The sequence below is a fragment of the Pseudomonas farris genome, from assembly GCF_019145235.1.
GTDB classification, from domain to species: Bacteria; Pseudomonadota; Gammaproteobacteria; order Pseudomonadales; family Pseudomonadaceae; genus Aquipseudomonas; species Aquipseudomonas farris.
In genome coordinates this window covers 194,067-217,640 of the sequence record NZ_JAHSTV010000010.1, presented here as the reverse complement: position 1 = coordinate 217,640, position 23,574 = coordinate 194,067, and the positions used below count along the sequence as shown (strand labels likewise).

Annotated in this window: 27 protein-coding genes and 1 pseudogene; 4 read left to right on the top strand and 24 right to left on the bottom strand. The window is 57.8% G+C overall.

From position 1 onward, the window contains the following. Positions 1 to 60: 60 nt before the first annotated feature. Positions 61 to 426: a histone-like nucleoid-structuring protein, MvaT/MvaU family gene (locus KVG95_RS21585; RefSeq protein ID WP_217857893.1), complete on the top strand. Its 366-nt coding sequence runs from the start codon at positions 61 to 63 to the stop codon at positions 424 to 426. A 287-nt stretch (positions 427 to 713) separates the two neighbouring features. On the opposite strand, the gene KVG95_RS21580 is transcribed toward KVG95_RS21585, so the two are convergent. From KVG95_RS21580 to KVG95_RS21525, 12 genes are all read right to left on the bottom strand, one after another. Next, positions 714 to 1,442, bottom strand: coding sequence for a TIGR03747 family integrating conjugative element membrane protein (locus KVG95_RS21580; protein ID WP_217857956.1), 729 nt, complete (start codon positions 1,440 to 1,442; stop codon positions 714 to 716). 40 nt (positions 1,443 to 1,482) lie between these two features. Continuing rightward, positions 1,483 to 3,642, bottom strand: a complete 2,160-nt coding sequence (gene traD, locus KVG95_RS21575; RefSeq protein ID WP_217857892.1) for a type IV conjugative transfer system coupling protein TraD — start codon at positions 3,640 to 3,642, stop codon at positions 1,483 to 1,485. Positions 3,643 to 3,651: 9 nt separating this feature from the next. Beyond that, positions 3,652 to 4,167, bottom strand: coding sequence for an integrating conjugative element protein (locus KVG95_RS21570; RefSeq protein ID WP_217857891.1), 516 nt, complete (start codon positions 4,165 to 4,167; stop codon positions 3,652 to 3,654). After that, the gene (locus KVG95_RS21565; protein WP_217857890.1) at positions 4,164 to 4,712 is read right to left on the bottom strand and encodes a lysozyme family protein; all 549 of its coding nucleotides are present in this window, start codon (positions 4,710 to 4,712) and stop codon (positions 4,164 to 4,166) included. The genes KVG95_RS21570 and KVG95_RS21565 overlap by 4 nt, the downstream gene beginning before the upstream one ends. Continuing rightward, complete coding sequence (locus tag KVG95_RS21560) at positions 4,694 to 5,413, bottom strand: TIGR03759 family integrating conjugative element protein (protein ID WP_217857889.1); 720 nt, start codon at positions 5,411 to 5,413, stop codon at positions 4,694 to 4,696. The genes KVG95_RS21565 and KVG95_RS21560 overlap by 19 nt, the downstream gene beginning before the upstream one ends. A gap of 9 nt (positions 5,414 to 5,422) precedes the next feature. Then, complete coding sequence (locus tag KVG95_RS21555; RefSeq protein ID WP_217857888.1) at positions 5,423 to 6,094, bottom strand: chemotaxis protein; 672 nt, start codon at positions 6,092 to 6,094, stop codon at positions 5,423 to 5,425. Next, entirely contained in the window at positions 6,091 to 6,633 is a 543-nt protein-coding gene (gene pilL2, locus KVG95_RS21550) for a PFGI-1 class ICE element type IV pilus protein PilL2 (RefSeq protein WP_217857887.1), read from the bottom strand. The genes KVG95_RS21555 and pilL2 overlap by 4 nt, the downstream gene beginning before the upstream one ends. A 106-nt stretch (positions 6,634 to 6,739) precedes the next feature. After that, positions 6,740 to 7,498, bottom strand: a complete 759-nt coding sequence (locus tag KVG95_RS21545) for a DUF5983 family protein (RefSeq protein ID WP_217857955.1) — start codon at positions 7,496 to 7,498, stop codon at positions 6,740 to 6,742. A 38-nt stretch (positions 7,499 to 7,536) separates the two neighbouring features. Next, positions 7,537 to 8,031, bottom strand: a complete 495-nt coding sequence (radC, locus tag KVG95_RS21540; RefSeq protein ID WP_217857886.1) for a RadC family protein — start codon at positions 8,029 to 8,031, stop codon at positions 7,537 to 7,539. Between the two features lie 99 nt (positions 8,032 to 8,130). Then, positions 8,131 to 8,388 carry a hypothetical protein gene (locus tag KVG95_RS21535; RefSeq protein WP_217857954.1) on the bottom strand — a complete coding sequence of 86 codons (258 nt, stop codon included), beginning with the start codon at positions 8,386 to 8,388 and terminating at the stop codon, positions 8,131 to 8,133. Positions 8,389 to 8,459: 71 nt separating this feature from the next. Then, a complete protein-coding gene (locus tag KVG95_RS21530; protein ID WP_217857885.1) occupies positions 8,460 to 9,041 on the bottom strand; it encodes an STY4534 family ICE replication protein in 582 nt (193 codons plus the stop codon). Between the two features lie 898 nt (positions 9,042 to 9,939). Next, complete coding sequence (locus KVG95_RS21525; RefSeq protein WP_217857884.1) at positions 9,940 to 10,281, bottom strand: helix-turn-helix domain-containing protein; 342 nt, start codon at positions 10,279 to 10,281, stop codon at positions 9,940 to 9,942. Between the two features lie 209 nt (positions 10,282 to 10,490). On the opposite strand from KVG95_RS21525, the gene KVG95_RS21520 reads away from it, so the two are divergent. After that, positions 10,491 to 10,748, top strand: a complete 258-nt coding sequence (locus tag KVG95_RS21520) for a hypothetical protein (protein WP_217857883.1) — start codon at positions 10,491 to 10,493, stop codon at positions 10,746 to 10,748. A 43-nt stretch (positions 10,749 to 10,791) separates the two neighbouring features. Here the strand turns inward: KVG95_RS21520 and KVG95_RS21515 are convergent, their stop codons facing one another. The 12 genes and pseudogenes from KVG95_RS21515 to KVG95_RS21460 form a co-directional block, all read right to left on the bottom strand. Further along, the gene (locus KVG95_RS21515) at positions 10,792 to 12,759 is read right to left on the bottom strand and encodes a DNA topoisomerase III (protein WP_217857882.1); all 1,968 of its coding nucleotides are present in this window, start codon (positions 12,757 to 12,759) and stop codon (positions 10,792 to 10,794) included. Between the two features lie 225 nt (positions 12,760 to 12,984). Next, complete coding sequence (locus tag KVG95_RS21510; protein WP_217857881.1) at positions 12,985 to 13,455, bottom strand: single-stranded DNA-binding protein; 471 nt, start codon at positions 13,453 to 13,455, stop codon at positions 12,985 to 12,987. Further along, on the bottom strand, positions 13,452 to 13,970 hold the full coding sequence (locus KVG95_RS21505; protein WP_217857880.1) for a DUF3158 family protein: 519 nt from the start codon (positions 13,968 to 13,970) through the stop codon (positions 13,452 to 13,454). Before KVG95_RS21505 ends, KVG95_RS21510 begins: the two co-directional genes overlap by 4 nt. After that, positions 13,967 to 14,722, bottom strand: a complete 756-nt coding sequence (locus KVG95_RS21500) for a PFL_4669 family integrating conjugative element protein (RefSeq protein ID WP_217857879.1) — start codon at positions 14,720 to 14,722, stop codon at positions 13,967 to 13,969. The genes KVG95_RS21505 and KVG95_RS21500 overlap by 4 nt, the downstream gene beginning before the upstream one ends. Positions 14,723 to 14,962: 240 nt before the next feature. Continuing rightward, positions 14,963 to 16,153 carry an STY4528 family pathogenicity island replication protein gene (locus KVG95_RS21495; RefSeq protein WP_217857878.1) on the bottom strand — a complete coding sequence of 397 codons (1,191 nt, stop codon included), beginning with the start codon at positions 16,151 to 16,153 and terminating at the stop codon, positions 14,963 to 14,965. After that, entirely contained in the window at positions 16,150 to 16,698 is a 549-nt protein-coding gene (locus KVG95_RS21490; protein ID WP_217857877.1) for a DUF2857 domain-containing protein, read from the bottom strand. The genes KVG95_RS21495 and KVG95_RS21490 overlap by 4 nt, the downstream gene beginning before the upstream one ends. Beyond that, positions 16,695 to 18,281: a ParB family protein gene (locus tag KVG95_RS21485; protein WP_217857876.1), complete on the bottom strand. Its 1,587-nt coding sequence runs from the start codon at positions 18,279 to 18,281 to the stop codon at positions 16,695 to 16,697. The genes KVG95_RS21490 and KVG95_RS21485 overlap by 4 nt, the downstream gene beginning before the upstream one ends. 14 nt (positions 18,282 to 18,295) lie before the next feature. Beyond that, entirely contained in the window at positions 18,296 to 18,505 is a 210-nt protein-coding gene (locus tag KVG95_RS21480) for a hypothetical protein (protein WP_217857875.1), read from the bottom strand. A gap of 82 nt (positions 18,506 to 18,587) precedes the next feature. Beyond that, entirely contained in the window at positions 18,588 to 19,430 is an 843-nt protein-coding gene (locus KVG95_RS21475) for a ParA family protein (RefSeq protein ID WP_217857874.1), read from the bottom strand. A 4-nt stretch (positions 19,431 to 19,434) separates the two neighbouring features. Further along, on the bottom strand, positions 19,435 to 19,665 hold the full coding sequence (locus KVG95_RS21470) for an AlpA family transcriptional regulator (protein ID WP_217857873.1): 231 nt from the start codon (positions 19,663 to 19,665) through the stop codon (positions 19,435 to 19,437). Positions 19,666 to 19,780: 115 nt separating this feature from the next. Beyond that, complete coding sequence (locus KVG95_RS21465) at positions 19,781 to 20,530, bottom strand: hypothetical protein (RefSeq protein ID WP_217857872.1); 750 nt, start codon at positions 20,528 to 20,530, stop codon at positions 19,781 to 19,783. Positions 20,531 to 21,286: 756 nt separating this feature from the next. Continuing rightward, positions 21,287 to 21,478 (bottom strand): annotated as a pseudogene (locus tag KVG95_RS21460) (ethanolamine permease); the annotation flags it as partial. A gap of 294 nt (positions 21,479 to 21,772) precedes the next feature. Here KVG95_RS21460 and kdpF point away from each other — a divergent pair. Next, positions 21,773 to 21,862, top strand: coding sequence for a K(+)-transporting ATPase subunit F (gene kdpF, locus KVG95_RS21455; RefSeq protein ID WP_007899818.1), 90 nt, complete (start codon positions 21,773 to 21,775; stop codon positions 21,860 to 21,862). Positions 21,863 to 21,870: 8 nt separating this feature from the next. Then, positions 21,871 to 23,565: a potassium-transporting ATPase subunit KdpA gene (gene kdpA / locus KVG95_RS21450; protein ID WP_217857871.1), complete on the top strand. Its 1,695-nt coding sequence runs from the start codon at positions 21,871 to 21,873 to the stop codon at positions 23,563 to 23,565. Positions 23,566 to 23,574 lie beyond the last annotated feature (9 nt).

Genomic DNA, 23,574 nt, shown 5'->3' with positions numbered 1-23,574 from the left:
AATCATCGCTTAGCATGGGGGCGTTCACTTCTCATTTCCCTAACCTGAAGGAAGTTTCACATGTCTCGTTTGGCTGAATTTCGCAAGCTTGAGCAACAACTGGCCGAACAGCTCGCAGAGCTCGAGTCGATGAAAAGTGATTCCGGTCTGAAAAATGAAATGGAGTTTGAGAGAAAACTACGTGCGTTGCTTGGCGAGTACGGCTTCAGCTTGAAGAACATCATTGGCATCCTGGATCCAGCAGCTGGCCGTCGTACCTCGACACCCACCCCGGTAAAGGCAGCCCATAAGGCTCGCGAAGTGAAGATTTACAAGAATCCGAACTCTGGTGAGGTGATCGAAACCAAGGGAGGAAATCATCGACAATTGAAAGAATGGAAAACCGAGTTTGGCGCAGACGTTGTTGACTCGTGGCGTACTCAGTAAGATCGGTTTGATGATCAGGGGCCTGCAAGGGCCCTTTTTTATCGGTGAGAAAGATAAATCCAGAGTGCAAGTCTTGACCCAGTCCTGCACCAATTTAATTGGTGGTTAGATTGATATTCCACCAAATCTTGGAAGCCTGCATTTAATCTGAAGCTCTAACCCATAGTGGGCGTCGAGGATGACCTCTAGCAGCTTTATTTGCATTCGTATGGTGGTGTTCAGTTTTCGATCGCTGGATTAACTATCCTGGCATCGGGATATGGAAAGGAAAAATTGCTTTTCCCGAATCAGAGATACTTCTTGAATGTCGTTGCCGTGATTGCCGTAGTGATGCCGAGCATCACAGCACAAGGTAAAAACACTGCCGTGGGATTGAGCGAAAAGGGTAGGGACAAGTAGATAACCCAGGGCCCGATCAGCAGTGGTGTCACGGCTCGTTTAGCTCGATGGTAGACAAAGCTACTTTCTCGCCCTGCGCCAAATTTACGTAGGTCCCGGCGTATCAGTCCATCGACAAAACCAGTGAACATGGCCAGCAGAAACAGGGGGATGGCCAGGACCAGAATGGTTAGGCGCACCACGAAAGTGAAAGTGACATACACCGCCGCCAGTACAAAATCCTCGATGCTCACATACAGCTGATTGAGCCCGCTCCAGAAGCCGTTGTCCTGGCTCGACGCCCGCGCCTGCTGGGCGAAATCCGTAAAACCGGTCTTGACCAGTAACCACTGCTGGAGGAAATCCAGCCACTGGACAATCGTCTGCCCAGGCTGTTGGATAATCAGTGAGGATGTGAAGTGCTCACTGAGCCAGCCCAGTTCGCTGCTCAGCATCGCCTGACTGTGTCGCCAGCCTTGATCACCCCAGAACAGCAGCAGACCGGCCCACTCGATCAGAATCGAGAACAGCAACGAGGCGATCAGCAAACCGATGACGTGCAGGACCAGGTTAATCGCCGAGACGATTAGCCCTGGGCGCTGGATGGGTTGCGGTGGAGGGTTCTGAGCTGAAGTCATCCTTCTTGACTCCGCGAGATGCACTGCAGGGCCGACGGCGTCATGGGGCCTCCTGAGCAGGAACACTTGCATCCACCGCTGAAGAAGTGCGTGGAGGCGTAACCCGATCTGGATCGAAGTCGAGCGTCGGGCCGCCACCGCTTGCGCTCCACCATTGTCCCGCCTGCTCGTTGTAGGTCGCCCGCATCCGCTGAGTGAGTTCCTGCAGGTCCTTGGGCATGGCATCGTCGTTGGAGGGTTTTGGCAACGGCATGCGGACTTTCCAGAGCTGGCCACCGGCCTGGAAGGAGAACATCTGTCCCTTGGGTAGACTGACGATATGCGCTGGCTCGATCAGCGGCACACTGGTGCTGCTGACACGGTCCTGCGAGGAGGAGGTGAAATCCGTGTTGGCTTCAGGATCGGAGGTGTCGGTCGCACCCGACACCAGGGTCTTGGTCAGCACGTTAACCTTGGGCAACTGCTGGGTGAGTAGTTCAGCGGTTGCGGTTTCGCGCACCCGCAGCATCTGCAGAGTGTTGAAGTTACCAATAACCTGGCCAGCTTTGGCGCGGTTGCCGATACGTGCTTCGATATCGCTGAGGGTCTGGGTGTAGGCGGTTACCTGGATACCGGCACCGCCGCCCTTATTGATCAGCGGGATGAATTCATCCCCCATCAACTCGTTGAACTCATCGGCGTGGAGGTTGATCGGCAACTTGTCACTGTTGTTACCCGATTGGGGCAGGCCATGGTCGATGCCGTGTTTGTAGATGTGGCCGGCGACCGAGACCAAGTCGGCAAACATAGAGTTGCCCACAGCGGCGGCCACCTCAGCGTCGGTCAGCGCGTCCAGGCCGACATAGACGATGCCACGCTTACGGATGACCTGCATCCAATCGAAGATCGGCCGTGGGTCATCTAAGTCAGTGTAGTTGGGGGCCAGTAACTGGGTGGTCTTGCCGGTGGTGAGTTTCTCCAGCAGCGGCAGTAGCGAGGCCACGATTTTGTCGAAGTAAGTACGGTCATATCGTACCCCCGAACGCAGTCCGTCCATTACCGGATCAAATACCCGCTTCACCGCCAGGTACTGCTCGATGGCCACCACACGCTTTTCGCGCCCGATCATATGCCGGGGAATGTTTTTCTCGGTGAGCTTGCCTTCAAGCTGGACGATCACTTCCCACGCTTTCGGATCAGTCTTGGCGAAAAACTGCTGAGCGTATTCGATGAACAGCGCGTCGATGTTGACCACATGTCGCTGGATCTGCAGGTAGTCTGGGCGCCGGCCCAACTCGATCAAAGCCCGGGCAATGATGTTGACGAAACGCCAGGCGAACTCACGGAAGGCCGCAGAGTTACCTTCACCACTGAGCTGCCCAGCAATGCGTGACGCGACTTCCGAAATGCGTCCGAAACGTCCCACCGCGTTGTAGCGCGCGGAGATCTCCGGCCAGCCCAGATGGAAGACATAGAATTCCTTTTCCCGACCGGCCCGTTTGGCTTCGACGTACATCCGCTTGAGCAAGTCAGCATCGCCCTTCGGATCGAAGACAATGACCACCTCATGTTCGATGCGATGAATGTCCTGGGTGATGTACACCTCGGCGAGTCGCGTCTTGCCGACACGGGTAGTGCCGAGCACCAGGGTGTGTCCAACCCGTTCCCCCTGCGGCAGACTGACTTCCGTTTCGTTGGGTTCAACCCCATGCAACAGCGGCGAGCCACCTACCGGGGGCAAAGGGCGCAATGGATTGAAGGCACTGTCCCAGGCGGTGACACGGGATAATGTCGAGAGCGGAAACGGTGCATGCTCCAGGCGCCGTTCGAGTCCACGGGCCAGGCGGTAACAGGTCGGTTGGTCGACATAGTGGGCGACCGCAGGGTCTTGGGCTTCGACCAAGCGCTGGGTGTGCAGGCGGGTCCAGCGAAAGCCGCGGCCCATGAACAGACGCTTGCGGCTGACCGGAATCTGCCGATTGGTCAGCTCGTAGCGGGGCAGTCGACGGATATTGCGCCGATAGCGCAGAACCTCCCAGGCTTGTCGCAGCCGGATAAGGCCGAACAGGGCATAGGCCAGCGCTGCAACCAGACCGATCTCGGGTGACAGGGCCACGGCCCAGGGCGAGTACACGCACAGCACCGCGGCGGCGATGCAGATCGCTACGGTATACAGCTCCACTGCTGGCCGGAGTTTGGACTCCATCGCATGCTCGGCCATGGCCTGGACTCACTGTTCCAGTGAGGTGGTGGTGATCAATATGGGGTAGTGCTCAATCTGCAGGCGGGTGGCAATGTCGTTGCCGTTGACCGGCAGGATGGTGATGCCCGGAGCGGCTGCTCGAATCCGGGCCAGGGCTTCATTATCGGCCACTTCGACGGCGAGGCCAGCCGCACCCATTTCCTGCAGTTCAGCAGCGCGTTGACGCAGCCAAGTCAGGGACTGGGAATCGTCACCGACCAGAAAAAATGGCCGCAAGCCCGGCATGTTGAGGGCGCGAGACGTGATCTGACTGGGGCTCAAGTGAGAACTGCGGATGGGCAGTATCCAGGCTTCATCGGCAAACGTGGACAGGTCCGCATGCATGGGCCGATCAGGCTTCATCTTGTTGTTTATTGGCAGCCTGGAAACTTGAAAATGGGGTCGGGTGAAGTCGCAAGGCTGATCCCCGGCAACGGTCAGTTCCGCCTGGGCGAAAGGTGCCAAGAGCAGGGTGAAATAACAGGCGATGGCGATTCGCTTCATGGTGGTGTCTCTTGTTCGAAGGAAACCAGCAACCGCTCGAGTTGCCGGGAAAAACCGGCGCGATAACGCGCGGCCGGCGTTCCTCCTGCCGGGCGGTGATAGCGTCCGGCAGCTGACACCCAATCACCGGTAGCGGCGTGATGCTCCTGCAACAGCGCGGCGGTCACCGCGAGATTTCGGTAGGGGTCGAGGGCTTCGCAGGGGCTGGAAAAACGTTGTCCGTGATAGCCCAGGTTGGTTTGCCCGAGACCGACATCGACCCGCTTGGCGTCATGTTGGGCGAGTGCCTGAAGTAAGGCGTGACAGGCGGTCTGGCGCGTGGTGAAACGGTAGGGTGTTCCGGCGATGTTCAGGGTCCAGGGCCAAGGCAGCAGTCGACCACGAACGCGGATACCACTCTCCTGCAGGGCAATCGCGAACAGCACCGTAGAAGGGATGTCGGCGTCATGCGCCGCCAGTTGGTAGGCAGGAGGCGGCAGTTCGTCAGCCTGGACGGCGAGCATCGTCAGCAGGAGCGCAATACCACTCAGTCGAGGCGTTGCCATTGTCCATTCACCTGTTGAAATGTGACAGGCAATGGCCCCGAGGCACCCAGGCTGAACCAGCGACCACGGTCATGGTTCAGGGTGATCTGCCGGCGTTGAACCTTGGCCGGATCGATGTCCGCTTGCCGAGCCCAGCTACGGACGCGTTCATCCTGGCCTTGGCTGCCTACCAGGTAGATATCGAACGTCGTGTCACTGTTTTGCAAACGTTGTGCTTCGGCGGTGCATGCCGGGCAATGGTCCTCCACAAATAGAGACTGGCGCGGCACGACCGATGAGCTGACAGGGGACGGTGATGCCATGCCCTGGATCGGCAGCAGCCCGGGAAACAGCTTGGCCCAGGCCGCGGTGTAAGCGTTTTGGTAGGCCAACTCGCGCTCGGCGCGTTTGGCTTCCAGCGCTACCTGTAATTCGGCATAACGCTGGCGCTCTTGGTCGGTCTCGGCCTCAACCCCGAGTGCAGTCAGCGGATCGAGGTTCGGACTCCAGAAACCACGCGGGCCGGCTTGGATCTGTTCGAAGCGCGTCCACTCCTGCTCCGTCAGACCCCAGCTTGACGACTGTTCAGAGTGAGAGCGCCCTAGGGGAGTGGACTGCATGTCCTGGATGCGTGACGGTGTCGTGATGGGGCTGCCCATCGTAACGCTCGTGGTCAGTAGCGAAACGAGACAGACGATGGGGAGAAGTGGCGCTCTGTTCATGATCGCTTCTCAAGGGAGGTGCACGGTCTGGTCTGGCTGAGTGGCCACCGCGAAGATGGCTGCATTCGGCTCCAGTACTTTCAGGTGCCAGGCCCCGAGCTGCTCACCGCTATGCAGCAGCCGAACATCCATGAGCGAGCGACTGTCATGAGGTGCGACCGCCAGAAAACGCTCACCCCCGCGGGACTCGACACTCAAGACTGAGAACGGTGGTGAGAGCGGGACGGGCTTGGGTCGAGCCGTCTGTTTTGGCTTGGTCACGGAAGGCGTCGGTGGTGAGGTTGATGGCGGACTCTTAAACTCCAGAAACTGCTGCTCGATGTGCTCAAGGCGTGCACGTAGCGCTGTCATGTCGGCTGCGGTGGCGCGGGCTGCGAGACCATCACGCAGTTCCTGTATCTCTTGTGCCCACTGATCCAACATCGGATCGAGGGTATTGGCCTGTTGTTCACCGCTATCGACCATCTGCTTCAGGTCTTTCAGCGCGAACTGCAGCTTCTCCTGTGCATCCTTGAGGGCGTTTGAATCACGTTGCAGGGTGTCCAGGGTTTGTTGGTATTGCGTGTTCGTGCGCTGCAGTTCGGCCACGCGTTGATACTGCTTGTACAAACCACCACTCAGGCTGGCAATTGCCAGGCAAAGCAGCCCAACAATAAGGGTTTGAAACGTCGAGGCTCTCATGGGCGTGCCTCCAACAGATGGGGCGAGACGGGTGTGATCAGCGCGACGCCGGCCTCCGTTTTCTGCTGTTCGAAGCAGACCGAACGGCTGACTTCGTCGGTCGTGAGTTGCCAGGCGGGGCCAGCGAGCACTTGCAGCGCGCGGCGCAAAGAGGTCGGGCCGAGCCGGTAATGGGCCGCGGGCAGGGGCCGAGTAAACAGCACCCTCACGGACGCGGTAACGGGGCAGAGCGAATAGCCCGAACGCTGCAATACGTACTGCAATGCATCCTGCACCGAAGGGTTCAGGCTGGACGGGATGCTCACGTCAATGATTTGGGCAAGAAGATCGCGTTGTTCCGTGGTGGGCTCGGTGCTGACCAGCGTGTAGCGGCCATAACGAAGCTCTGCCGGATGGCTTTCTTCGGCTATGCCCCTCGAGTGCTGGGTCCGATTGGAGCCACTGTCGATCGCTGGATGGGGCGGCAATGGGGTGGGGATTTGCGCGGTGCAGGCGCTCAACAAACCCAGCAGGCAGACAGGTGTGAAAAAACGCTCCATGGAAGAAACCTCATGTCAGATTCAGTGCAGAACCTGACATGAGGTGAAGGAGCGATTCAGTGAGAAAGTTGATTCAAGGTGGGTCGTGTTAACGCTGAACACGTTGCTATTCATCGAAGATGGCGAGCCCATCCAAGACGGCAGCGTCGGGGTCGAAGATCAACAATCGCACATCCGCCAATGCCGCCAAATACAGTACGTTGACCAAGGCTTCCGGTGTGCCGGCGTCGAGTTGTTCTTGTCTCAAGCTCGAATAACGATTGCCCTCAATGTTCAGCAAGTTCTCGTCCGTCCATGGCGTGCCGATCAGTTTGCAACCGATACCGCAGCAATCTGGCAGCGTAAAAAGCTCGAACAAGAGGCCGGTTTGCCGCAGAGCGAAGTGACTGACCCACTCCTCCAGATAAAGCATCGATTCTTCGGGAAGGTGCGCGGTACTGATTTCCCAGGCTCGACTGTAGTGTCCCGTTTCGAAGCTCAAGCGATGGGCCATGGCTTGGGCTTCTTCCAGGGAGTACAGATCACCGAGGTAATGCCGCTCGTTGAGCATTTCGCCCATCACAGCGTAGATTATTTGGCGCACCAGGCCAGTGGATTGGCAGCGTTTATCCAACTCATCCGGAATGGATTGGCCTTCGCTGATCAAGGCGAACTCGTCATTGAACAGGCAGGGGAACAGCTGCAACCCATCGTCGGACAGATGGGCCTGTGAGTCGTGGACAGGTCGAAAGCAGGGAGGGCAGTCGTCCTCGTAGGTGATCAGTAGCTGCCGTTCGATATGCCGATTGTCGTAGCCGCGAGCAAATGGATTGGAGGCCGTCAGCGTAGCTGGGGCTTGGGGGCGGGGTTCATGAGGGTTCTCCAGATGAATATGAACAAGGCGCCCGAAGGCGCCTGCTAGGGTTAAAGCCAGCCGTATTCGGCCAGGGAGAGCGGATGACCTTCACCGACGATGAAGTGATCCAGTACACGCACTTCGATCAAGGCCAAGGCCTCCTTCAACCGTGCGGTCAAAACGCGATCGGCCTGACTGGGTTCCGTACACCCTGAGGGGTGGTTGTGCACAAAAATGGCGGCTGCGGCGTTATGCGCGAGGGAACGCTTAACGACTTGGCGGGGGTAAACGCTGGCCCCATCAATGCTGCCGTGAAAGAGGACTTCGAACGCCAGCACCCGGTGCTTGGCATCGAGAAAAATTACACCGAAGACTTCATGCTCTTGTGGCGCAAGGTGCAGTTTTAGATAAAACGCTACGGTGTCAGGGGCGGTCAGGATTGGGCCGCGGGTGAACAGCCGACGATCCAGAATTTGCAACGCTTCGTCGATCAGCTGGTTTTCTTGGACGATACGATCGGTCTCGAAATCCGAGGTCTCGATCAGGGTGAATTGGGTGCTCATGGCGGTACCTCCGAAGGGAACAATCAGGGGTACACGCCCGAGGCGAGTGGTGTCCCCGAGGTGGATAGAGTGTCGCGGGCGATAGCCGATGGCGCGCTATTACAGCCGAGTGAATCGATGGCGTTGACCGTGCAGGGGTGAACCACAACTGTCGCAGGGCAACGGGGAAAAGGCTTTTATGCCCCAGCCAGCTTCGGGATCGAAGTCGGCACTGATGGGCATCAACTGAACCAGTCCACGATGGATGCCGGTGATGCGTTTCTCGATTTCATCCGTCGAGTAGTAGAGCGATAACGTGCTGTAGTCCTCGTAAGCCACAGCGAACAGGCAGTCGTCGCAAAGCCAGAAGGATTCGATGTTGGTTCTCCTGTGCGGATTGAAGAAAAGGCGCTCGGGGGAGCGCCTTGATGAGGAACATCGTGGACAGTTCAGGCGGACTGAACGGTACGGGTGGCATCACGCCGAGCCGTGCGGGGAGTGGGTGGAGAGTCAGGTTCAACCCGAGCCTCTGTTGGGTTGTCAATCTCCTCAGCGTCGGCATCAGCCGATGGTGGGGATGACTCACTGGTGGGCGCTGGCTCAGCAGGTGCTGTTGCTTCCTGCCTGGCGGGCGCTTTGTACTCGAATGTGCCGTCGACCTTGATCCAGTCGATGAACAGCAAACGACCTTTCAGACTGGCGCCTGGTTGACCTTGTTTATCACCTTTCTCGTAGAGAAACGGATCGATCCACAGGTCGCCGATACGAAACGACAGCAAGACCTTTTTCTCGGCGTTGACGGCGTCCATATAGCGACGAATCAAACGTTCAGCTTCGCCCCCAGCGACTTTGCAGTCGAAGCGGGTGTACTCGACCGCATCGGTGGCGCCGTGCAGGGCCGCGATAACGCAGGCCATGAATGGCTGGCCGCGGCGGACTTGGACTTCACGAACACGGTTGAGGTAGCCGATACCGACGGTGTGCAGGTTGAAGTAAGTGGTCGCTTCTTGGGAGTGGTTGGCGTGGGCCATGGTGGTTCTCCTGTTTCAAGGGAAAACGGCGACGCACAATCCCTGAAGGGGAAGTGAGCCCCCGTCGGGTGGGTAAGGTGAAGGCGAGCGATGAACGACTCGCCACCGGCAAGCCGATGGCAAGCAAGTCTATGCGTCTGGAGGAATAGCGGTGCAACTGAGGAACGTCTGCGGTAGTGGTCCGCAAACATGGGGTAGTCGGCATTCATCACCGCTGAAGCGGTAACCGTGCGAGCTTCCGAACGCTGACCGCACTTGGGTAAACCACCACGAGCGTGGCGTAGCCTTGAAGGTTCTGGCTACCTGGGCTGGGCTGTCAACGACAGCGAACCACGCCCTTTGTATAAGCCTGTCTCAGGCGAGCGTCAAGACGCTGCAACCCAGTTTTTTATGGACGGAATTCAGTGGAAAACTCTGGAATGAAGAACATGAAGAGTGGGCCTGGCGGGTGCCAGGCGAGGAAGAGAAAAGCCACCTTTGACGGTCTTGCGCAGTCGACAAGCTCCTCGCAAAGCCTGGTTTAACTGCGCCATGATTCGCCAACCGACCCTTGTCGTGGCCTGGGTCGGAACCTGCTGGCACGCATCCGCGCACAAAGGGTGCCCAATGTTTCCCCGGTGGGCTCCGGGGCTGAATACGATCGCCGAGGCGGATGACCGCTATTGCCTGGCAGAGGCAACAGTGGTCATCCGCCACCACGATCAGGTCGAGCACAAACAGGAACGAATCCCGCAGAGAGAGAAGGCTCCGAACTCTAAGAGTCCGACCGAGCTACCCGGAGCGAATCGGTCTTGGGTCGCCGTTGGTGATGATCCTGAGGCACTACAGCAGAGAGGGTGGGACGACGTCAAGGCAGAGGGCCTCCCTCAGAGCCCCCTATAACGAATACGAGTGAAGGTTACTTACTGCCGAGATGAGCGGCCAATTGTTCGACGGTTGCCAGGATAAAGGCTCGGTCGCGTTCTTTTAGACCGCTCAGCAGACCCGCAATCATCTGGCCCTGGTCATGGGGACGATTGCTCGACTCAGTCAGCAGTTCATCCATCCGGCAGTCGAAAATGTCCGCCAACTGCATCAGCTTGATCACGGAAAGCTCCACTACACCACGTTCCAGGCGCGAGATGGCTTCGCTACCGATCCCCAGGCGTTCAGCCACCTCTTCCTGGGTCAGATTACGCTGAGTGCGGTGCTTCGCGATCATGCGCCCGATTTGAGCTTGGGTTGGATGTTTATGTGCCAAGTGATGAGTTCTCCAGTTCAACCCGAATGGTTGAGCAAAGACCCATTGACATGAACATCCCTATAGGTTGAGTATCGACTTGCTAGGTTGACATATTGACTGAAATCGCTATGTATCGCGACGTGGGTTTTATTCCTCCAGGAATCAGAGCCCGAAGTGACCAGTGAAAATGAACGGTCCGATCGGACCAAACGGAGGAATGGTTGAGCATGGAAGAGGAGCGCAACAACGTCATGGATCTGATCTGGGATCGAACACTGGAGCTGTTCATCAGGATCCATGATTACCCTGAGAACCCCGAACACTTCGACAGCCTTGTTCATTGGCTCAACGAAAATCCTGCGCATCTGAAAGCGTTCAACGAACTGGGGCAGATATGGATTTCGACCGGTATCGCCTTGGCCCGTGAAATCGGACAACCGATAAGCGACTTAGAGAGGGATCAGCCGCCGTTGATGATGCACTGAGCAGAACATGGCCCCAATACTCCTTTTGATCTCCAAAGGCGCGTCAGGGGCGACGCGTACCTTTGCTGATCGGCACAGTGCCCTTGCAGTCCGGGTAGTGGGAGCATGACCAGAACGGTCCTGATTTCCCCTTTCGCCTGAGCATTGAGGCGTTGCAAATGGGGCAGGCCGGATCGGCTTCGACTGGTAATGCCAAGGTGAGTGCTCCGCAGCGTTCGACCAGTTGCGCAATCCAATTCGCCTGCTTGGCGACAAACGCATCCAGGCTCAGACGTCCCGCTTCGATTTCGTCCAGAGCCTGCTCCCAGATCGCGGTCATGCCTGGATCGGCGATGGCTGCGGGTACCGCTTCAATCAGGGTATGGGCCGCTGCGGAGGCCATCAAGGCGCGTTTTTTCTTTAGCAAATAACCGCGATCAATCAACCCCTTGATGATGCCGGCGCGCGTGGCTTCGGTACCAATACCGGTGGTGTCCCGAAGTTTCTGTTTCAGGCGTGGGTCGTTGACCAGCTTGGCCACGTTTTTCATCGCCTTGATCAGATCGCCTTCAGTGAGAGGTTTGGGAGCGGCAGTGCGCATGGACTTGAGTTCGACATCATCCACTGCGCACGGCGTGCCCTGATGCAAGACCGGTAAGATCTGGGACTTGTGACTGGGCTCATCGTCCTCAGTTTTTTCGGAGAGCAAGCCTTTCCAGCCCTGGATCAGGATCTGTTTGCCAACCGCGGTCAATCGTTCTTCGCCACACTGCAGTTCGACCTGGGTCCGATCAAACTCATGATGCGGCAGAAATTGTGCGAGGTAGTGGCTACGGATCAGTTCGTAGACTTGACGTTCTTGTTCGGACATCCGCGCCAGGTTCGCCGACTCAGTGGTGGGGATGATGGCGTGGTGCGCGGTGACCTTGGCATCGTTCCGCACGCGAGAGTGCAGTGATCGATCGAGGCTTCCGAGTGAGAGCCGCAGTTCGGGATCCGTTTTGAGCAGAGCATCAAATGCCGCGGGTACCTCGTTGAACATACTCTCTGGCAAATAGCGGCAATCGCTGCGTGGGTAGGTAGTGGCTTTGTGGGTTTCATACAGGGCTTGGGCGATGTTCAGGACTTCCTGAACGCCGAGCCCCAGCTTGCGCGAGCAGACTTCCTGCAGGGTGCTCAGGTCGAAGGGTAGGGGCGGCGCTTCGCGGAAATGCTCAGCCTGCAGTGAGAGTACTGTGGCGGTTTTACCACTAGAGATCGCTCGGACCGCGTGATGGGTAAGCGTCTGCTGCAGGCAACGACCGGCTTCATCTTGTCCTGAGCTTGGTGGTAACCACGATGCGATGAAGGGTTGCCCCATTGAGGACAGGTGCACCTCCACTTCCCAGTAGGGTACCGAGACGAAGCTGGCAATCGCACGATCACGATCGACGACTAGACGTAACGTGGGTGTCTGGACGCGTCCGACTGACAGTACACCGTCGTAACCTGCCCGCCGGCCGAGGAGGGTGAACAAACGACTGAGGTTCATGCCGATCAGCCAGTCAGCACGGCTGCGGGCGAGGGCCGAGTGGTAGAGCGGGTAAGTCTCCTGACCAGACTTCAGTGAGGATAGTGCCTTGCGAATTGAGGCCTCGTTGAGTGCGGACAACCAGAGGCGCTGAACGGGGCCTCGATACTGGCAGAGCTCCAGTAACTCACGGGCAATCATTTCACCCTCGCGGTCGGCATCGGTGGCGATGACGACGGCGGAGGCTTCACTGAGCAGGCGCTTGATGACTTTGAACTGCGCCGTGGTCTTGGGTTTGACCTCGACCTGCCACTGCGCGGGAATGATCGGTAGATGATCCAACGACCAGTTCTTGTACTGAATGCCATAGGCTTCGGGAGGGGCCATCTCCAGCAGATGGCCGATACACCAGGTGACGGTTGAGTCGATGCCGATCAGGCAACCATCACCGCGCCGGCTGGCTCCGAGTACTTTGGCAATGTCTCGACCTTGGGAAGGTTTCTCGCAGAGGAAGAGGCGCATAAAACTGCTCCGGATTGAGTTCGGAGCAGCGTGGTTGGAAACCGCAGTGGCGAGATATGAGAAACCTGAATGGCAGGTTCCTCACATTAGATGGTGAGGGCAGGCTTGAATGGGCCGAGGCGGCTACCCGTTTGTAGTGTGGACGACAGGTGGATCTTCACGAGCAGCGGGTAACGACAGGCCAGCCACTTCGCGCAGAAATGCAATTTTTATGCCTGAAGTCTGTCAGTCTGACGGTGGTTGTCCTCTGCGTTTTCTGGGTTTCGACGCAGGTGAACTGGTCTGCTCTGTATCTTGCCCAGCGGGTATCGAAGATGACGCTGGCTCACTAGAGCGTTCCCGCATGACCACATTGTGCACCCGGTGAGGCAGGATGCCGACGCGACGGGCCTCGATCTTGAAGGTGACTCGCGCATTGTCTTCGCTGTCCTCCCACTCATCGCGCACGGTGCGGCCTTCGACCTGTACACGCATGCCTTTTTGGTACAGCGTGCTCCAGTGTTCAGCCTCGCGGTGCCAGAGCTCAACCGGCGCCCAATAGCCGCCTCGATCTTCATAGCTGCCTTCGCGTGGCACGGGGTTGTCGAAGTACACATTCAGCCGTAGCAAACGTCGCGGTTCGTCATTGCCTGAGGGAAACTCCTGGAACTCTGGCGCACTGCCGATGTTGCCTTCGCCAACGAAAAAAGTGCTCATCCTGATACCTCCACTGCGGTTGTGAACTGGCGCAGTAACTGTTCGGCACTGGCCATTTTGATCGCGCAGGTCGTGGCCTGGCGGTAGAGCGAATGCACCACGCTCATCTGCAAGTTCAGTGCAATGCGCTCGCCTTCGAAACGGTGCAATCCCTCGCGTACGGCCTGCGGCAGGGCTCTGTTGGAGACCTGACGTTCCCAGGCCGCAACGCCCATACGGGCAAAATCTCGGGTGCGCCACCGCAAAAAGGTGCTGCCAGCGCTGGTGTTCTGCAGCACCAATCGAATATCCAGCAGTGAGTACGGGGGCTGTCTGGCTTGCTGCACAACAACCTCCATCAGATGACATAACTGCGCCTCGATTTCCCTCGCCACCTGCGCCAAGTGCTCCAACTCCCCCTTACCCTTAAAAGGTTTTAAAAGGCCTTTTAGGGAGGCGGCGTGTTCGAGCTGTCGATAGGCATCCGGTGTCAACGCTTCGAAGGGCATTGGTTGAGCCGGGATCATGGGAATCATGCTTCATCCTCCGGCTCATCTACTGTCGCAGATGGCTCTCCCGTTTCCTCTGCGAACGCGCCAGCGTCATCCTCTGTCACAGCACCATGACGAATGATCGGTGGCGCAAACTGGGAGCGGCGATGACCCTCAAGGATGTCCATCGGGGGCGCCCCCCATTTATCGATGGCCGCCAGGGCACGGGCGTTGTTCGCCGCCATGTCACCGCGTGTGACGCCGGCATGCCGATAGCGCTGCGCCTGGCCGAACAGGCTGCGCAATAGATGGGCGCCGTCGTCGATCCAGGCTTCCATGTCTCTGCGACCGATCAAGGCGGTGTGATGGGCCAACAGGGTACGACGCACCAGGGTGTCGTAGTCGGTCAGCAGGTAGACCGCCAGAAAACCCAACTGGCTGCCGATGTACAACGGCAAGGTGACGGGGTGGATGTTGAGGTTGTCACCCATGTCGATCTGTGTCGGCAGGTCCTGCCTGATTCGATCCAGTTGTTGGGTCAGTGCCAGCATTCCAGCTTTGGCCTGCATCAGTTTTTCTTCGAGTTGCACGATGGCCCAGTCGGCATAGGGATCGTCCTGGGCGGCGGTTTGTTTGATCAGGTTGGTGACACTGATGTAACCGGCCATGCCCATGATCGAGTGGACGCCTTCGCGTGCGGTCCGGCCTTGCCAAATACGGGCGGCGTGGTGCGTGTGCAGGGTCAGGGTGATGCTGCTGCGCAATGAACCCAGGTTGAGTTGGTAGTGATCGGCCACGGTGTTGTCCTCGCATAAGCTTGGACGGGAACGTTGCGACAGATGAGGGGCAAGGGCAGCCAAAAAGCTGAATGCGCTCTGTTCGGTTTGGTGTGAGAGGGTTAATTTCAAAGACGTTCGCGAGTGAGGCCGGTGGCATCATTTCCATGGATGGCGATGGCCATACGTCGGACTGCACAGGTTCGGCCCTTTGCGATTTCACATTAGAACTCAGTAGATTTGATGCCACTGGCATCAAATCTACTGACGTCCAGGGCGTTTGCCGCGCAGTTGGCGCAGCTCATTCAGGCACGCTTGGGCGAGGGCGGAGGCGGGTTCACCCTGTTTTCGGGGCGGGCGTGACGGTGCTGTTGGGGGCGGTTCTGCAATGGGGGAGGGTTCCGTTTGACCTGCCCAAGGATGAAAGTCACCGTTCAGTGCGCGCTGGATCAGTCCCATCAGGTAGGCCGCTGGTCTGCGGATACCTCCTACCGCACAGCGTGCACCGGCTTCGTTAAGCACCGCCTGACGATCAGCTGGGGTGAGCTTGCTCAGCGCCACGGCGATCGCCTGACGCTCGCTTGGACTCAGGTGCAGCGGAGCGGGCCAGTTCAGGTTATCCACCATTGAGGTCGCGCGCGGTACAGTACGAGTACTTTCTTTTAATACAGTACAGGCGGCGTTCGGATTCCGAACGGTGCCGGAAACGCTGGCGTTCCAGCCTGGTTCGGAATCCGAACGAGGGCTTGTACGATTCCGAACGCGGCGATCGCCACCCAGTTCGGAATCGTGTAAGGCGTCCTCGGTTGCGAGATCCAATCCTTGCTGCGTCCAGTGGTCGCCCCAGCTGTCGAGTCGCGTCGGAAGTCGACCCTGATCGATGTCCGTGTCCTGGCGAATTTCTTCCAGAACATGCTGAGCGACAATACACACCGCCTTGGTGTTATGACGGAGGCCATGTCCGACCAGCTCAAGGTAATCCTGATCCAACTCCATGGCTTCAGCGGGAGTTAACGGTTCATCGTGCAGGACGTACAGAGAACCTTGCAGACGTCCGCTGAGCTGGTCGCGTCCGCGACTCACCAAGCTGAGCCAGCGCGTCAGCCTGAGCATCGTCAAGACGCGAGCAATGGTTTCACGGGAGGCTGACGCTCCGTAAGGTACGCTCGACAGGTAAGGCTGCAAATCCTCATAGCGCGGCGTGACCACACCCTGGCCTTGCAGCATGAGTCGAAACACTTGCCAGGCATTACGCTCCAACGGGGTCAGCCGACTATCCAAGAGCAGCCGACGTGGCACGGCTTCGTGTGCTTGGCCACTGAACAGAAAGCCAGCCTGTAGCGCCTGGTTGGAAGGTTTTTCAGTGGTAGGGCGTGTGGGCCAATGTTCATTCAGCTGCTGAGTGCATTGCTGCAGGACACGCTGCCAGCGGCTGGAAGGGGCAGTGTTCATGTTCTGTTGCTGTATTGGTCAATCTGCTGCCAGACGATGGTCAAACTGATCTGTTGCTCCTCCGCCAGCATCATCATGGCATCGAGCTGATCCTCGCTACCGTCCTGCGTGCGTAGTTGGCACCATCGCTGCCAGAGCGCATGTTCCTGCGCTTCGCTCAAATGCTGAGGGCGGCCCTTTCGGGTTTCTATCTTGAGCAGACGTCGGCGCAGGGCGGTTTCCGAATGCGCCAAGCCGAAGCACTGATACATGATGGTGCTGCTGGCACCGAGCTTGAGCGCGCGGTTGATCCATCGCTCGTTCTGTTCGTCGCGTTCGGCTTGCTCGATCAACCGATGCAGCACCGGCGAGTCAATCTTGACCTCAACCCAGGGGACGGTGGCATGGGCCAGGCGCGACAGCGTGGTGGCGGGTAAAGATTGCAACAGGTAGATATCGTCCTCACCCAGTCCGAGTGCCTTACAGCGTTGCAGGTTACCCAAGCGCAACTCGTGCAGCACCTGGGTCAGCATGGCCTGGTTGAGCACATTGAAGGACAGGTTCATGGCAACTCCATCGGTGAGTCAGCTTCAGGGGTAAGCGTTAAGTCGATCAGGCGCCGGGCCAGGCGGATCAGGCGATACAGTTTGATTAACAGGCTGTCGGGCAGTCGTTCCAGTCCTACGTCCACGGCGGGACGATCTGTCAGCGGCAGTTGATAGACCCCCAACAACAGCTGGCCGAACAGGGCTGAGGGCAGTTGCTTGCGATCCTCCCAGTTCACCTCGTCTTGAGCGCGCAACAGGGCCAGGAGCAGCAGGTGAACACCGGTCGCGCTAGGTGTCGCAAGATCTACCCGCTCCATATCTAGGGCAAAACCCAAGCCAAGCTGCTGATCGATGATGCTCTCGGGATGTCCGGCATAGGCCGCCATTTCCCGCGCCAGTCCGGCGATGGCTGAACGTAGTTGTTCGGGGCTGTCCAGTGTGGGTGCGATGGTCCAGATGTCTTCGATCGCGCAGGCCTCGACTGTCGGTGCTGCTTCGATTGAAATCTCGCGATCGATCTGTTCGCGAATCTGTTGAACACGCGACGGAGGGCTGACCGCTGATACGACATTCGTTTCGGGCGGTGTGAGCAGTTCCTCTCGCGCTGTTTCGGTCTGGGTCCTGGTCTCGGTTGATTGGGGACGGGACTCTGCGGGTGGAGGTTCGGCCGCGGCTTCATTGACACTCGGCAGATGGCTGTTTTCCGAGGGCGTGGTGACGATAACGCCTGACGTCGAGATGACCTGTTGGGTGTCACTCAGCTCCAGGGCCAACATGCGGTAGGACTGTCCGAGTAAGCGGCTCATGCGTTCGAGCAGTTCATCCTGGATTTGCTCAAGATCGAAGGACTCAGGGTCGGTATCGAAGTCGCCTAGGGTTTCGAGCCAAAACTCGGTAAACGCAACGGTGTCTGTTGGATAACGGTTCCAGGTTCGTTCGGCCTGGCTACGCAGAGCGATCAGCCGTTCGATCTGGGGCTTACCCAATCCGGCATACAGTGTTTGCGGAATGGCGGGTAGTAGGTGTTCGAGGGTTTCGAGCATCCGGCTGATATGCGACTGCGAAATGGGATAGCCTCCAGCGGCAAGACGTCGTGCCAGCTCACGTTGTGGGAGCACAGCTCCATCTGGTTCGAGCATGGTTTTGAGTTTGGCCACGGCCAGCGCACGCTCAATGAAGGTGAGTTGGCCGTGCAGATCGCTTTCGGCCAGATGACCGAGCAGGGCGGAGATTTCATTGGTCCAAGGTCGGAACAGGCAATGAATGCGAAAGAAGCGTTCGTCACGGGTTTCCTGCCACAGCTCGCCGAGAATTGCCAAGCGCGTATTACCGCCGTTGCGGATAATGAAATAGGTTTCACCCGGGCGGCGGGTAATCGGCGGTGGTTGATCCAGCCCGCGTTCACGGATCGAGGCCTTGATATCGTCATACAGCGGATTGCGGATGAAGCGTGGGTTGAGTTCGTAGGGCCGCAACTGCTCCAGCGTGACCAGCATAGGTGTGTCGATGAGTGGATCGGACAGCCGCTCCAGTTCTGGGCCCCGAGGGAAGTGGTCCTGGTGCAGCTTGTCGGTAATCTCCTCCTGACTGAGCTTTTTCATCGGAACAACCTCAGTTAACGCCGGTTGCGCGAATGGTCACCGACCTCGAGCTTGACGATCTCGACAGTCCCCGAACCTTCGAAATGTCGGGAGAGTTCTGCGAGGAACCACGCCATGGCCGAGCGCCCTCCCTGCAGGCGAAAGACCACAGTGCAGTACTCTTCGCAAGGTGGGGGTAGTGGTCGAATGGATGGTTGGACGATGATGGGCAGTTGATCCAACATCAAAAGACTCCTTGCCAAACACTGTTGGCATCAAGGTCGATAAAAAGTGATTTGGCGAGAAATGTCGGCTTGGCGATTCGTCTCATCGAGCCTCCGAGTACCTGCTCATCGTAGAGATGGCTTCACGCCATTCCGGAAACAGTTCGGTGGCCAATCTCCGCATGGTTTCCAACGCTGATGGCGAGCGTGGCTTTCGCGACTGGCGAGTGTCGATTCGGTGGACCGGTAGGCCAAGGGAGGCGGCATTGAGATACGCCACTCGGTCTGGAACTACGGTTTCTAAAACCGAGATGTTGGTAGCCCCAGCGAAGCTCTCGCGCAGGCCGCGGGTGATCATTCGGGTGTCCACCCGAATGCTATTCACCTGGTTCAGCAACAGTCGCAAAGGGGGCGGTGAAATGCCCAGGTGGCGGAACGGTTCGAGTTCACTCAGCAGCTTCAAGGTGCCGCGGCGCAGTTCGCGAGCGGCGAGCATTTCCGGCGTGATGGGAGAGAGGGCGAGATCGGAAGCCAGGATGGCCATCTCCAGCAGCACGCTGCGTGCGCCTTGGGTGTCGATCAAAAGCAGATCATAATTGGATCGGAAATTGTCGAGTAAATTGCGCAGCCGTAATCGCCCGTCAGGAGCGTGTAGCAGCAATGTATTTAGCTGGCCTTGATCGTCGTTGGAGATGATTAGGTCGAGCCCTGCAATCACTGTCCTGGAAACAATCTGAGCAGGCGTTGTTAAGTTGAGTGCAATGAGCTCATACGCACCAGCAACAGCTTTCTGGCTCAAGGCGTAATAGCTGGATAGGGTGGGCTGGCTATCCAGATCGAGCAGCAGGACGCGTAGGCCAGCATCCGCCAGCAGACCGCCGAGATTGGCAGCTACTGTGGTTTTGCCTACCCCACCTTTGGTGGACACCACCGATACCACACGCATGGCATCAGGCCTGCTGGCCTAAGCGCTCAACGACCCACTGCTCGATTTCCAGCGAGTCCCAGCCGACCGCGCGCAGTCCAATGCGTTTGGCCTGAGGGAATTTTCCTTCTTTCATCAGGTTGTAGATGTGCGCACGCTTGAAGCCGGTTTTCCGCTCCACTTCGTCACGCCGCATGATGTGACGTTCGGCCGGTGGTTGAGGGCTGTCAGCGAGCGGGACGGATGAGCTGGACATGCTGGTCACTCCTGGCGCCGTTTGGCGCGTGGTGGGAAGTGATCTGAAGTGAATAGCAGAAAAGCGAGGGAGTCATTGCACTGCAATCGAGTGCATTGCAGTGCAATGATTTGGTTCAGGTGGTTTTTTTGAGAGTGCGATTGGCTGCCGCGAACTTTTTATCCAGCGTTCGTTTGCTGAGACCGGGAATGTCATTGTGGCGCGCGGTCAAAGCATCGACGATTGCGGCTTGGCTCTTGAACACGGAAAGAGGTTTACCTGCAGGCGACACATCCAAGACGGTGTTGACCAAGGCACCGATGATCTGCAAATAGGTGTGTTCACTACGATCGCTGAGCTGTCCCTGCGTTTTTACCAGCGTTTTAAGGCTTTCCTGCTCAAGTCCCAGTGCCTGAAGGTCAGCTTCGACATCTTGGAGCTGACGTTGCAGAGCATCGCGCTCTCGAAGGAGGGCATCCCGCTCGGCCTGGAGTGCAAAGTAAACACCCAGGCTGATTTTGTCTCGAGGGTCGTCGTTCGACTCGAACAGAAAGTCTGGCCTCTGATCGGCGTAGTAGACCTGCATCCAATGGCGTAGATCAGAGTGTCGTACCGTCAGCAGAGCGGGCTCTACGGGGGTGCCCAGGGGCACCGAAATACCGAAACAGCCATATGGTAATTCGCCATTGCGGACAGCGTCATAAATTTTGTCGGTATTCGCTTGTAGGCACGGCCATTGAGGAAACAGGCTCCTGAGCTTTTCAGGGCAAGACCAAGCCGCTTGCACGATCTGCGCTTCGTAACGAATGAGGTTGCACCAACGCAATGCTGCGTCGATGGGTCGATAGAAGATTTTAGCCTGCGGGTTAAAGTTGTTTGAAGACATGTGCGAACGGATCTCCATTCCTTATGGATCGGCCTCCCGCGAAACATCTCTACATCGCCTACCTGCTGAAAACTGCTGGTAGTGGCTGTGTTATTCGGATTTTTTACTCGATGAGGTCATTCCATTTACCCAGCACCTGAAAAGTGCATTTGCTTTGTTGATGGCTTCGTCCCAGGCAGGTGGGCGGGATCGCATCGCAGTTGTATGCGGATTTCGGTTCCGTAAAGCAATTGGATCCAGTGTGGAGACCATCATTTACAGGGCGGGTTCAAACCGTCAGTCGCGATCTAGATGGGTGCAATGGACCATAAGCTCCCACTGTTATAGGTCATCACCTGCGTGGACCTGAGTCTGATCCAGTCAGTACGATTCAAAAGGATGGCAGCGGGTATTATAAGGATGAGCTGAAGTGGCTACTGCTAGAGACTTGAACATGACGCCCGCTACCCAGGCAGCGCTACAAGGAACACCAGCAGAAAATGTCGCGTCGCGGCAGCGCCTATTGCGTGATCGGACTTTGGCCGAGATGAAGTTTTTTACGACAGTCGATGCCCCCTATTCATCGATGCAAGCGCTTGGCTCGAGCACTTTGAAGCACGAATACTTCCTGCCACACCTGTCGAAGCTTTCCCTTAGAACATGACTGATTTTTTTTGACGATTACCGAATATGATCCATATGCCTTGGCCGCCATCTTCAGCCAATATTAACTAGCGCGAGACAGATGTGTCCGGAGAGGATGGCGGTGGTCAGTTAAGTGAAACGGGAGATGAAGCAGGTGTACATCGTGGCGACCATGTACGAGATCACCAGGAAGCCCAGTGTCCCGGCCACGCCCCCCAGCCCCGTAACTCCAGCCGAAGTACTCTCCGGAAAGGAAATCACCAGCCCAACCACAATACCCCACAGGCGCAGTGTGCCCAGCGTGAGTTTGAGTTGTGTGTTCATGCGTTGCTCCCTAAACGGTTTGGAAAAACTCGGGCAGGGCGTGTGCAGCGGGTGTGCCATTTTGCAGGTGGGCGTCGTAAAGCGCTGAAAGCTGTCGTATCGGGGATGTTAGCGGCTGGATGGGGCAGTTTGTGCGCCAGTTTGGAGCGTTGTTGGCAGGCCCTGCCCCGCATAACCTCCCATTCTTTACGTTTTATTTATACCCCGTCACATCATTCGATCTCGCGCCTTTACGGCCACTCTGCGGACAATATACTCCACACGCGGCAATACGCCGTAATAGGGAGAATTTCCATGAGCGTTCTGGACGGGGTGTCCCTGCTGTTGGCAGTGGGGCTGTTCATTTATCTATTGGTTGCGCTGTTGCGCGCGGACCGGAACTAGGAGCGGCTATGCACAGTTATGACTATTGGCTGATCATCGCCTTCTTCGCCGTGGTACTGATCCCGGCACCGTTTCTGGGGCGCTTCTACTACAAGGTAATGGAAGGGCAGCGCACCTGGCTTTCGCCGATCCTCGGGCCGGTGGAGCGTGGCTGCTATCGGGTGGCTGGCGTCGATCCACAGGCCGAACAGAGTTGGCAGAAATACACCCTGGCCTTGCTCGCCTTCAATCTCGCGGGCTTCTTGCTGCTGTTTGCGATCCTGCTGTTCCAGGGGCATTTGCCGCTGAACCCACAAAATCTGCCGGGTCAGGAGTGGACGCTGGCGTTCAACACTGCCATCAGCTTCATGACCAATACCAACTGGCAGGCCTACAGCGGCGAAGCGTCTATGAGCTACCTGAGTCAGATGGTCGGTCTCACCGTGCAGAACTTCGTCAGCGCCGCCACCGGGCTTGCCGTGTTGGTCGCGCTGTGTCGCGGCATCGGTCGCAAGTCCACCAAGACCCTCGGCAACTTCTGGGTCGACATGACCCGCGCCACCCTCTATGGCCTGCTGCCACTGTGCCTGCTGCTGGCGTTGTATCTGGTCTGGCAGGGCGTGCCACAAACGTTCGCGCAGTACGTGAACGCGGTGACGATGCAGGGCGTCGATCAGGTGATTCCGCTCGGCCCGGCCGCCAGCCAGATTGCGATCAAGCAACTGGGTACCAACGGCGGTGCTTTCTTCGGCGTCAACTCGGCGCATCCGTTCGAGAACCCGACGGCCTGGAGCAATCTGTTCGAACTCGGCTCGATCATTCTGATTCCGGTGGCGCTGGTGTTCACCTTCGGCCATTACGTGAAAGACCTGCGTCAGAGCCGCGCGATCATCGCCTGCATGCTGACGCTGTTCCTGATTGGTGGTGCGGTGTCGCTGTGGGCTGAGTACCAACCCAATCCGACCCTGGCCAACGTCGCCGTCGAACAGACCGCGCCGCTGGAAGGCAAGGAAGCGCGCTTCGGCACCACCGCCACCGTGCTGTGGTCGGTGACCACCACCGCGGCGTCGAACGGTTCGGTCAACGGCATGCACGACAGCCTCAATCCGCTGAGCGGCATGGTCGCGATGATCAACATGATGGTCGGCGAAGTAATCTTCGGCGGCGTCGGTGCCGGGCTCTACGGCATGTTGCTCAATGTGCTGATCGCGGTGTTCCTCGCCGGCCTGATGATCGGCCGCACCCCGGAATACCTCGGCAAGAAACTGCAAGCCAAAGAAGTCCAGTTGCTGGTGGTGACCTTGCTGGTGATGCCGGTCAGCGTGCTGGTGCTCGGCGCGATTGCCGCCAGCCTGCCAGGCCCTGTGGCCTCGGTGACTAATCCCGGCGCTCACGGTTTCAGCCAGTTGCTCTACGCCTACACCTCGGCCGGTGCCAACAACGGTTCGGCGTTCGGCGGCTTCGTGGCCAATACCCCGTTCCACAACCTGATGCTGGGCTTGGGCATGTTGATCGGGCGCTTCGGTTACATCCTCCCGGTACTGGCCCTGGCCGGCAGCCTGGCGATGAAGAAAACCGCGCCGATTGGCCAGAACAGCTTCCCGACCCATGGCCCGCTGTTCGTGACCCTGTTGACCATGACCATTCTGCTGGTGGGTGGCTTGACCTTCCTGCCGGCGTTGGCCCTGGGTCCTATCGCTGAACACTTGAGCATGGGCTTCTAAGGAATCCAA

Bases quoted from the DNA above. Each gene is read 5' to 3' on its own strand.
- KVG95_RS21475 (WP_217857874.1), bottom strand. From the start codon at position 19,430: ATGCGTGTGGTATCGGTGGTGTCCACCAAAGGTGGGGTAGGCAAAACC.
- KVG95_RS21480 (WP_217857875.1), bottom strand. From the start codon at position 18,505: ATGTTGGATCAACTGCCCATCATCGTCCAACCATCCATTCGACCACTA.
- KVG95_RS21465 (WP_217857872.1), bottom strand. From the start codon at position 20,530: ATGTCTTCAAACAACTTTAACCCGCAGGCTAAAATCTTCTATCGACCC.
- KVG95_RS21520 (WP_217857883.1), top strand. From the start codon at position 10,491: ATGGAAGAGGAGCGCAACAACGTCATGGATCTGATCTGGGATCGAACA.
- kdpF (WP_007899818.1), top strand. From the start codon at position 21,773: ATGAGCGTTCTGGACGGGGTGTCCCTGCTGTTGGCAGTGGGGCTGTTC.
- pilL2 (WP_217857887.1), bottom strand. From the start codon at position 6,633: ATGGAGCGTTTTTTCACACCTGTCTGCCTGCTGGGTTTGTTGAGCGCC.
- KVG95_RS21470 (WP_217857873.1), bottom strand. From the start codon at position 19,665: ATGTCCAGCTCATCCGTCCCGCTCGCTGACAGCCCTCAACCACCGGCC.
- KVG95_RS21490 (WP_217857877.1), bottom strand. From the start codon at position 16,698: ATGAACCTGTCCTTCAATGTGCTCAACCAGGCCATGCTGACCCAGGTG.
- KVG95_RS21505 (WP_217857880.1), bottom strand. From the start codon at position 13,970: ATGATTCCCATGATCCCGGCTCAACCAATGCCCTTCGAAGCGTTGACA.
- KVG95_RS21585 (WP_217857893.1), top strand. From the start codon at position 61: ATGTCTCGTTTGGCTGAATTTCGCAAGCTTGAGCAACAACTGGCCGAA.
- KVG95_RS21495 (WP_217857878.1), bottom strand. From the start codon at position 16,153: ATGAACACTGCCCCTTCCAGCCGCTGGCAGCGTGTCCTGCAGCAATGC.
- KVG95_RS21510 (WP_217857881.1), bottom strand. From the start codon at position 13,455: ATGAGCACTTTTTTCGTTGGCGAAGGCAACATCGGCAGTGCGCCAGAG.
- KVG95_RS21485 (WP_217857876.1), bottom strand. From the start codon at position 18,281: ATGAAAAAGCTCAGTCAGGAGGAGATTACCGACAAGCTGCACCAGGAC.
- kdpA (WP_217857871.1), top strand. From the start codon at position 21,871: ATGCACAGTTATGACTATTGGCTGATCATCGCCTTCTTCGCCGTGGTA.
- radC (WP_217857886.1), bottom strand. From the start codon at position 8,031: ATGAGCACCCAATTCACCCTGATCGAGACCTCGGATTTCGAGACCGAT.
- KVG95_RS21515 (WP_217857882.1), bottom strand. From the start codon at position 12,759: ATGCGCCTCTTCCTCTGCGAGAAACCTTCCCAAGGTCGAGACATTGCC.
- traD (WP_217857892.1), bottom strand. From the start codon at position 3,642: ATGGCCGAGCATGCGATGGAGTCCAAACTCCGGCCAGCAGTGGAGCTG.
- KVG95_RS21555 (WP_217857888.1), bottom strand. From the start codon at position 6,094: ATGAGAGCCTCGACGTTTCAAACCCTTATTGTTGGGCTGCTTTGCCTG.
- KVG95_RS21570 (WP_217857891.1), bottom strand. From the start codon at position 4,167: ATGAAGCGAATCGCCATCGCCTGTTATTTCACCCTGCTCTTGGCACCT.
- KVG95_RS21565 (WP_217857890.1), bottom strand. From the start codon at position 4,712: ATGGCAACGCCTCGACTGAGTGGTATTGCGCTCCTGCTGACGATGCTC.
- KVG95_RS21530 (WP_217857885.1), bottom strand. From the start codon at position 9,041: ATGGCCCACGCCAACCACTCCCAAGAAGCGACCACTTACTTCAACCTG.
- KVG95_RS21560 (WP_217857889.1), bottom strand. From the start codon at position 5,413: ATGAACAGAGCGCCACTTCTCCCCATCGTCTGTCTCGTTTCGCTACTG.
- KVG95_RS21580 (WP_217857956.1), bottom strand. From the start codon at position 1,442: ATGACTTCAGCTCAGAACCCTCCACCGCAACCCATCCAGCGCCCAGGG.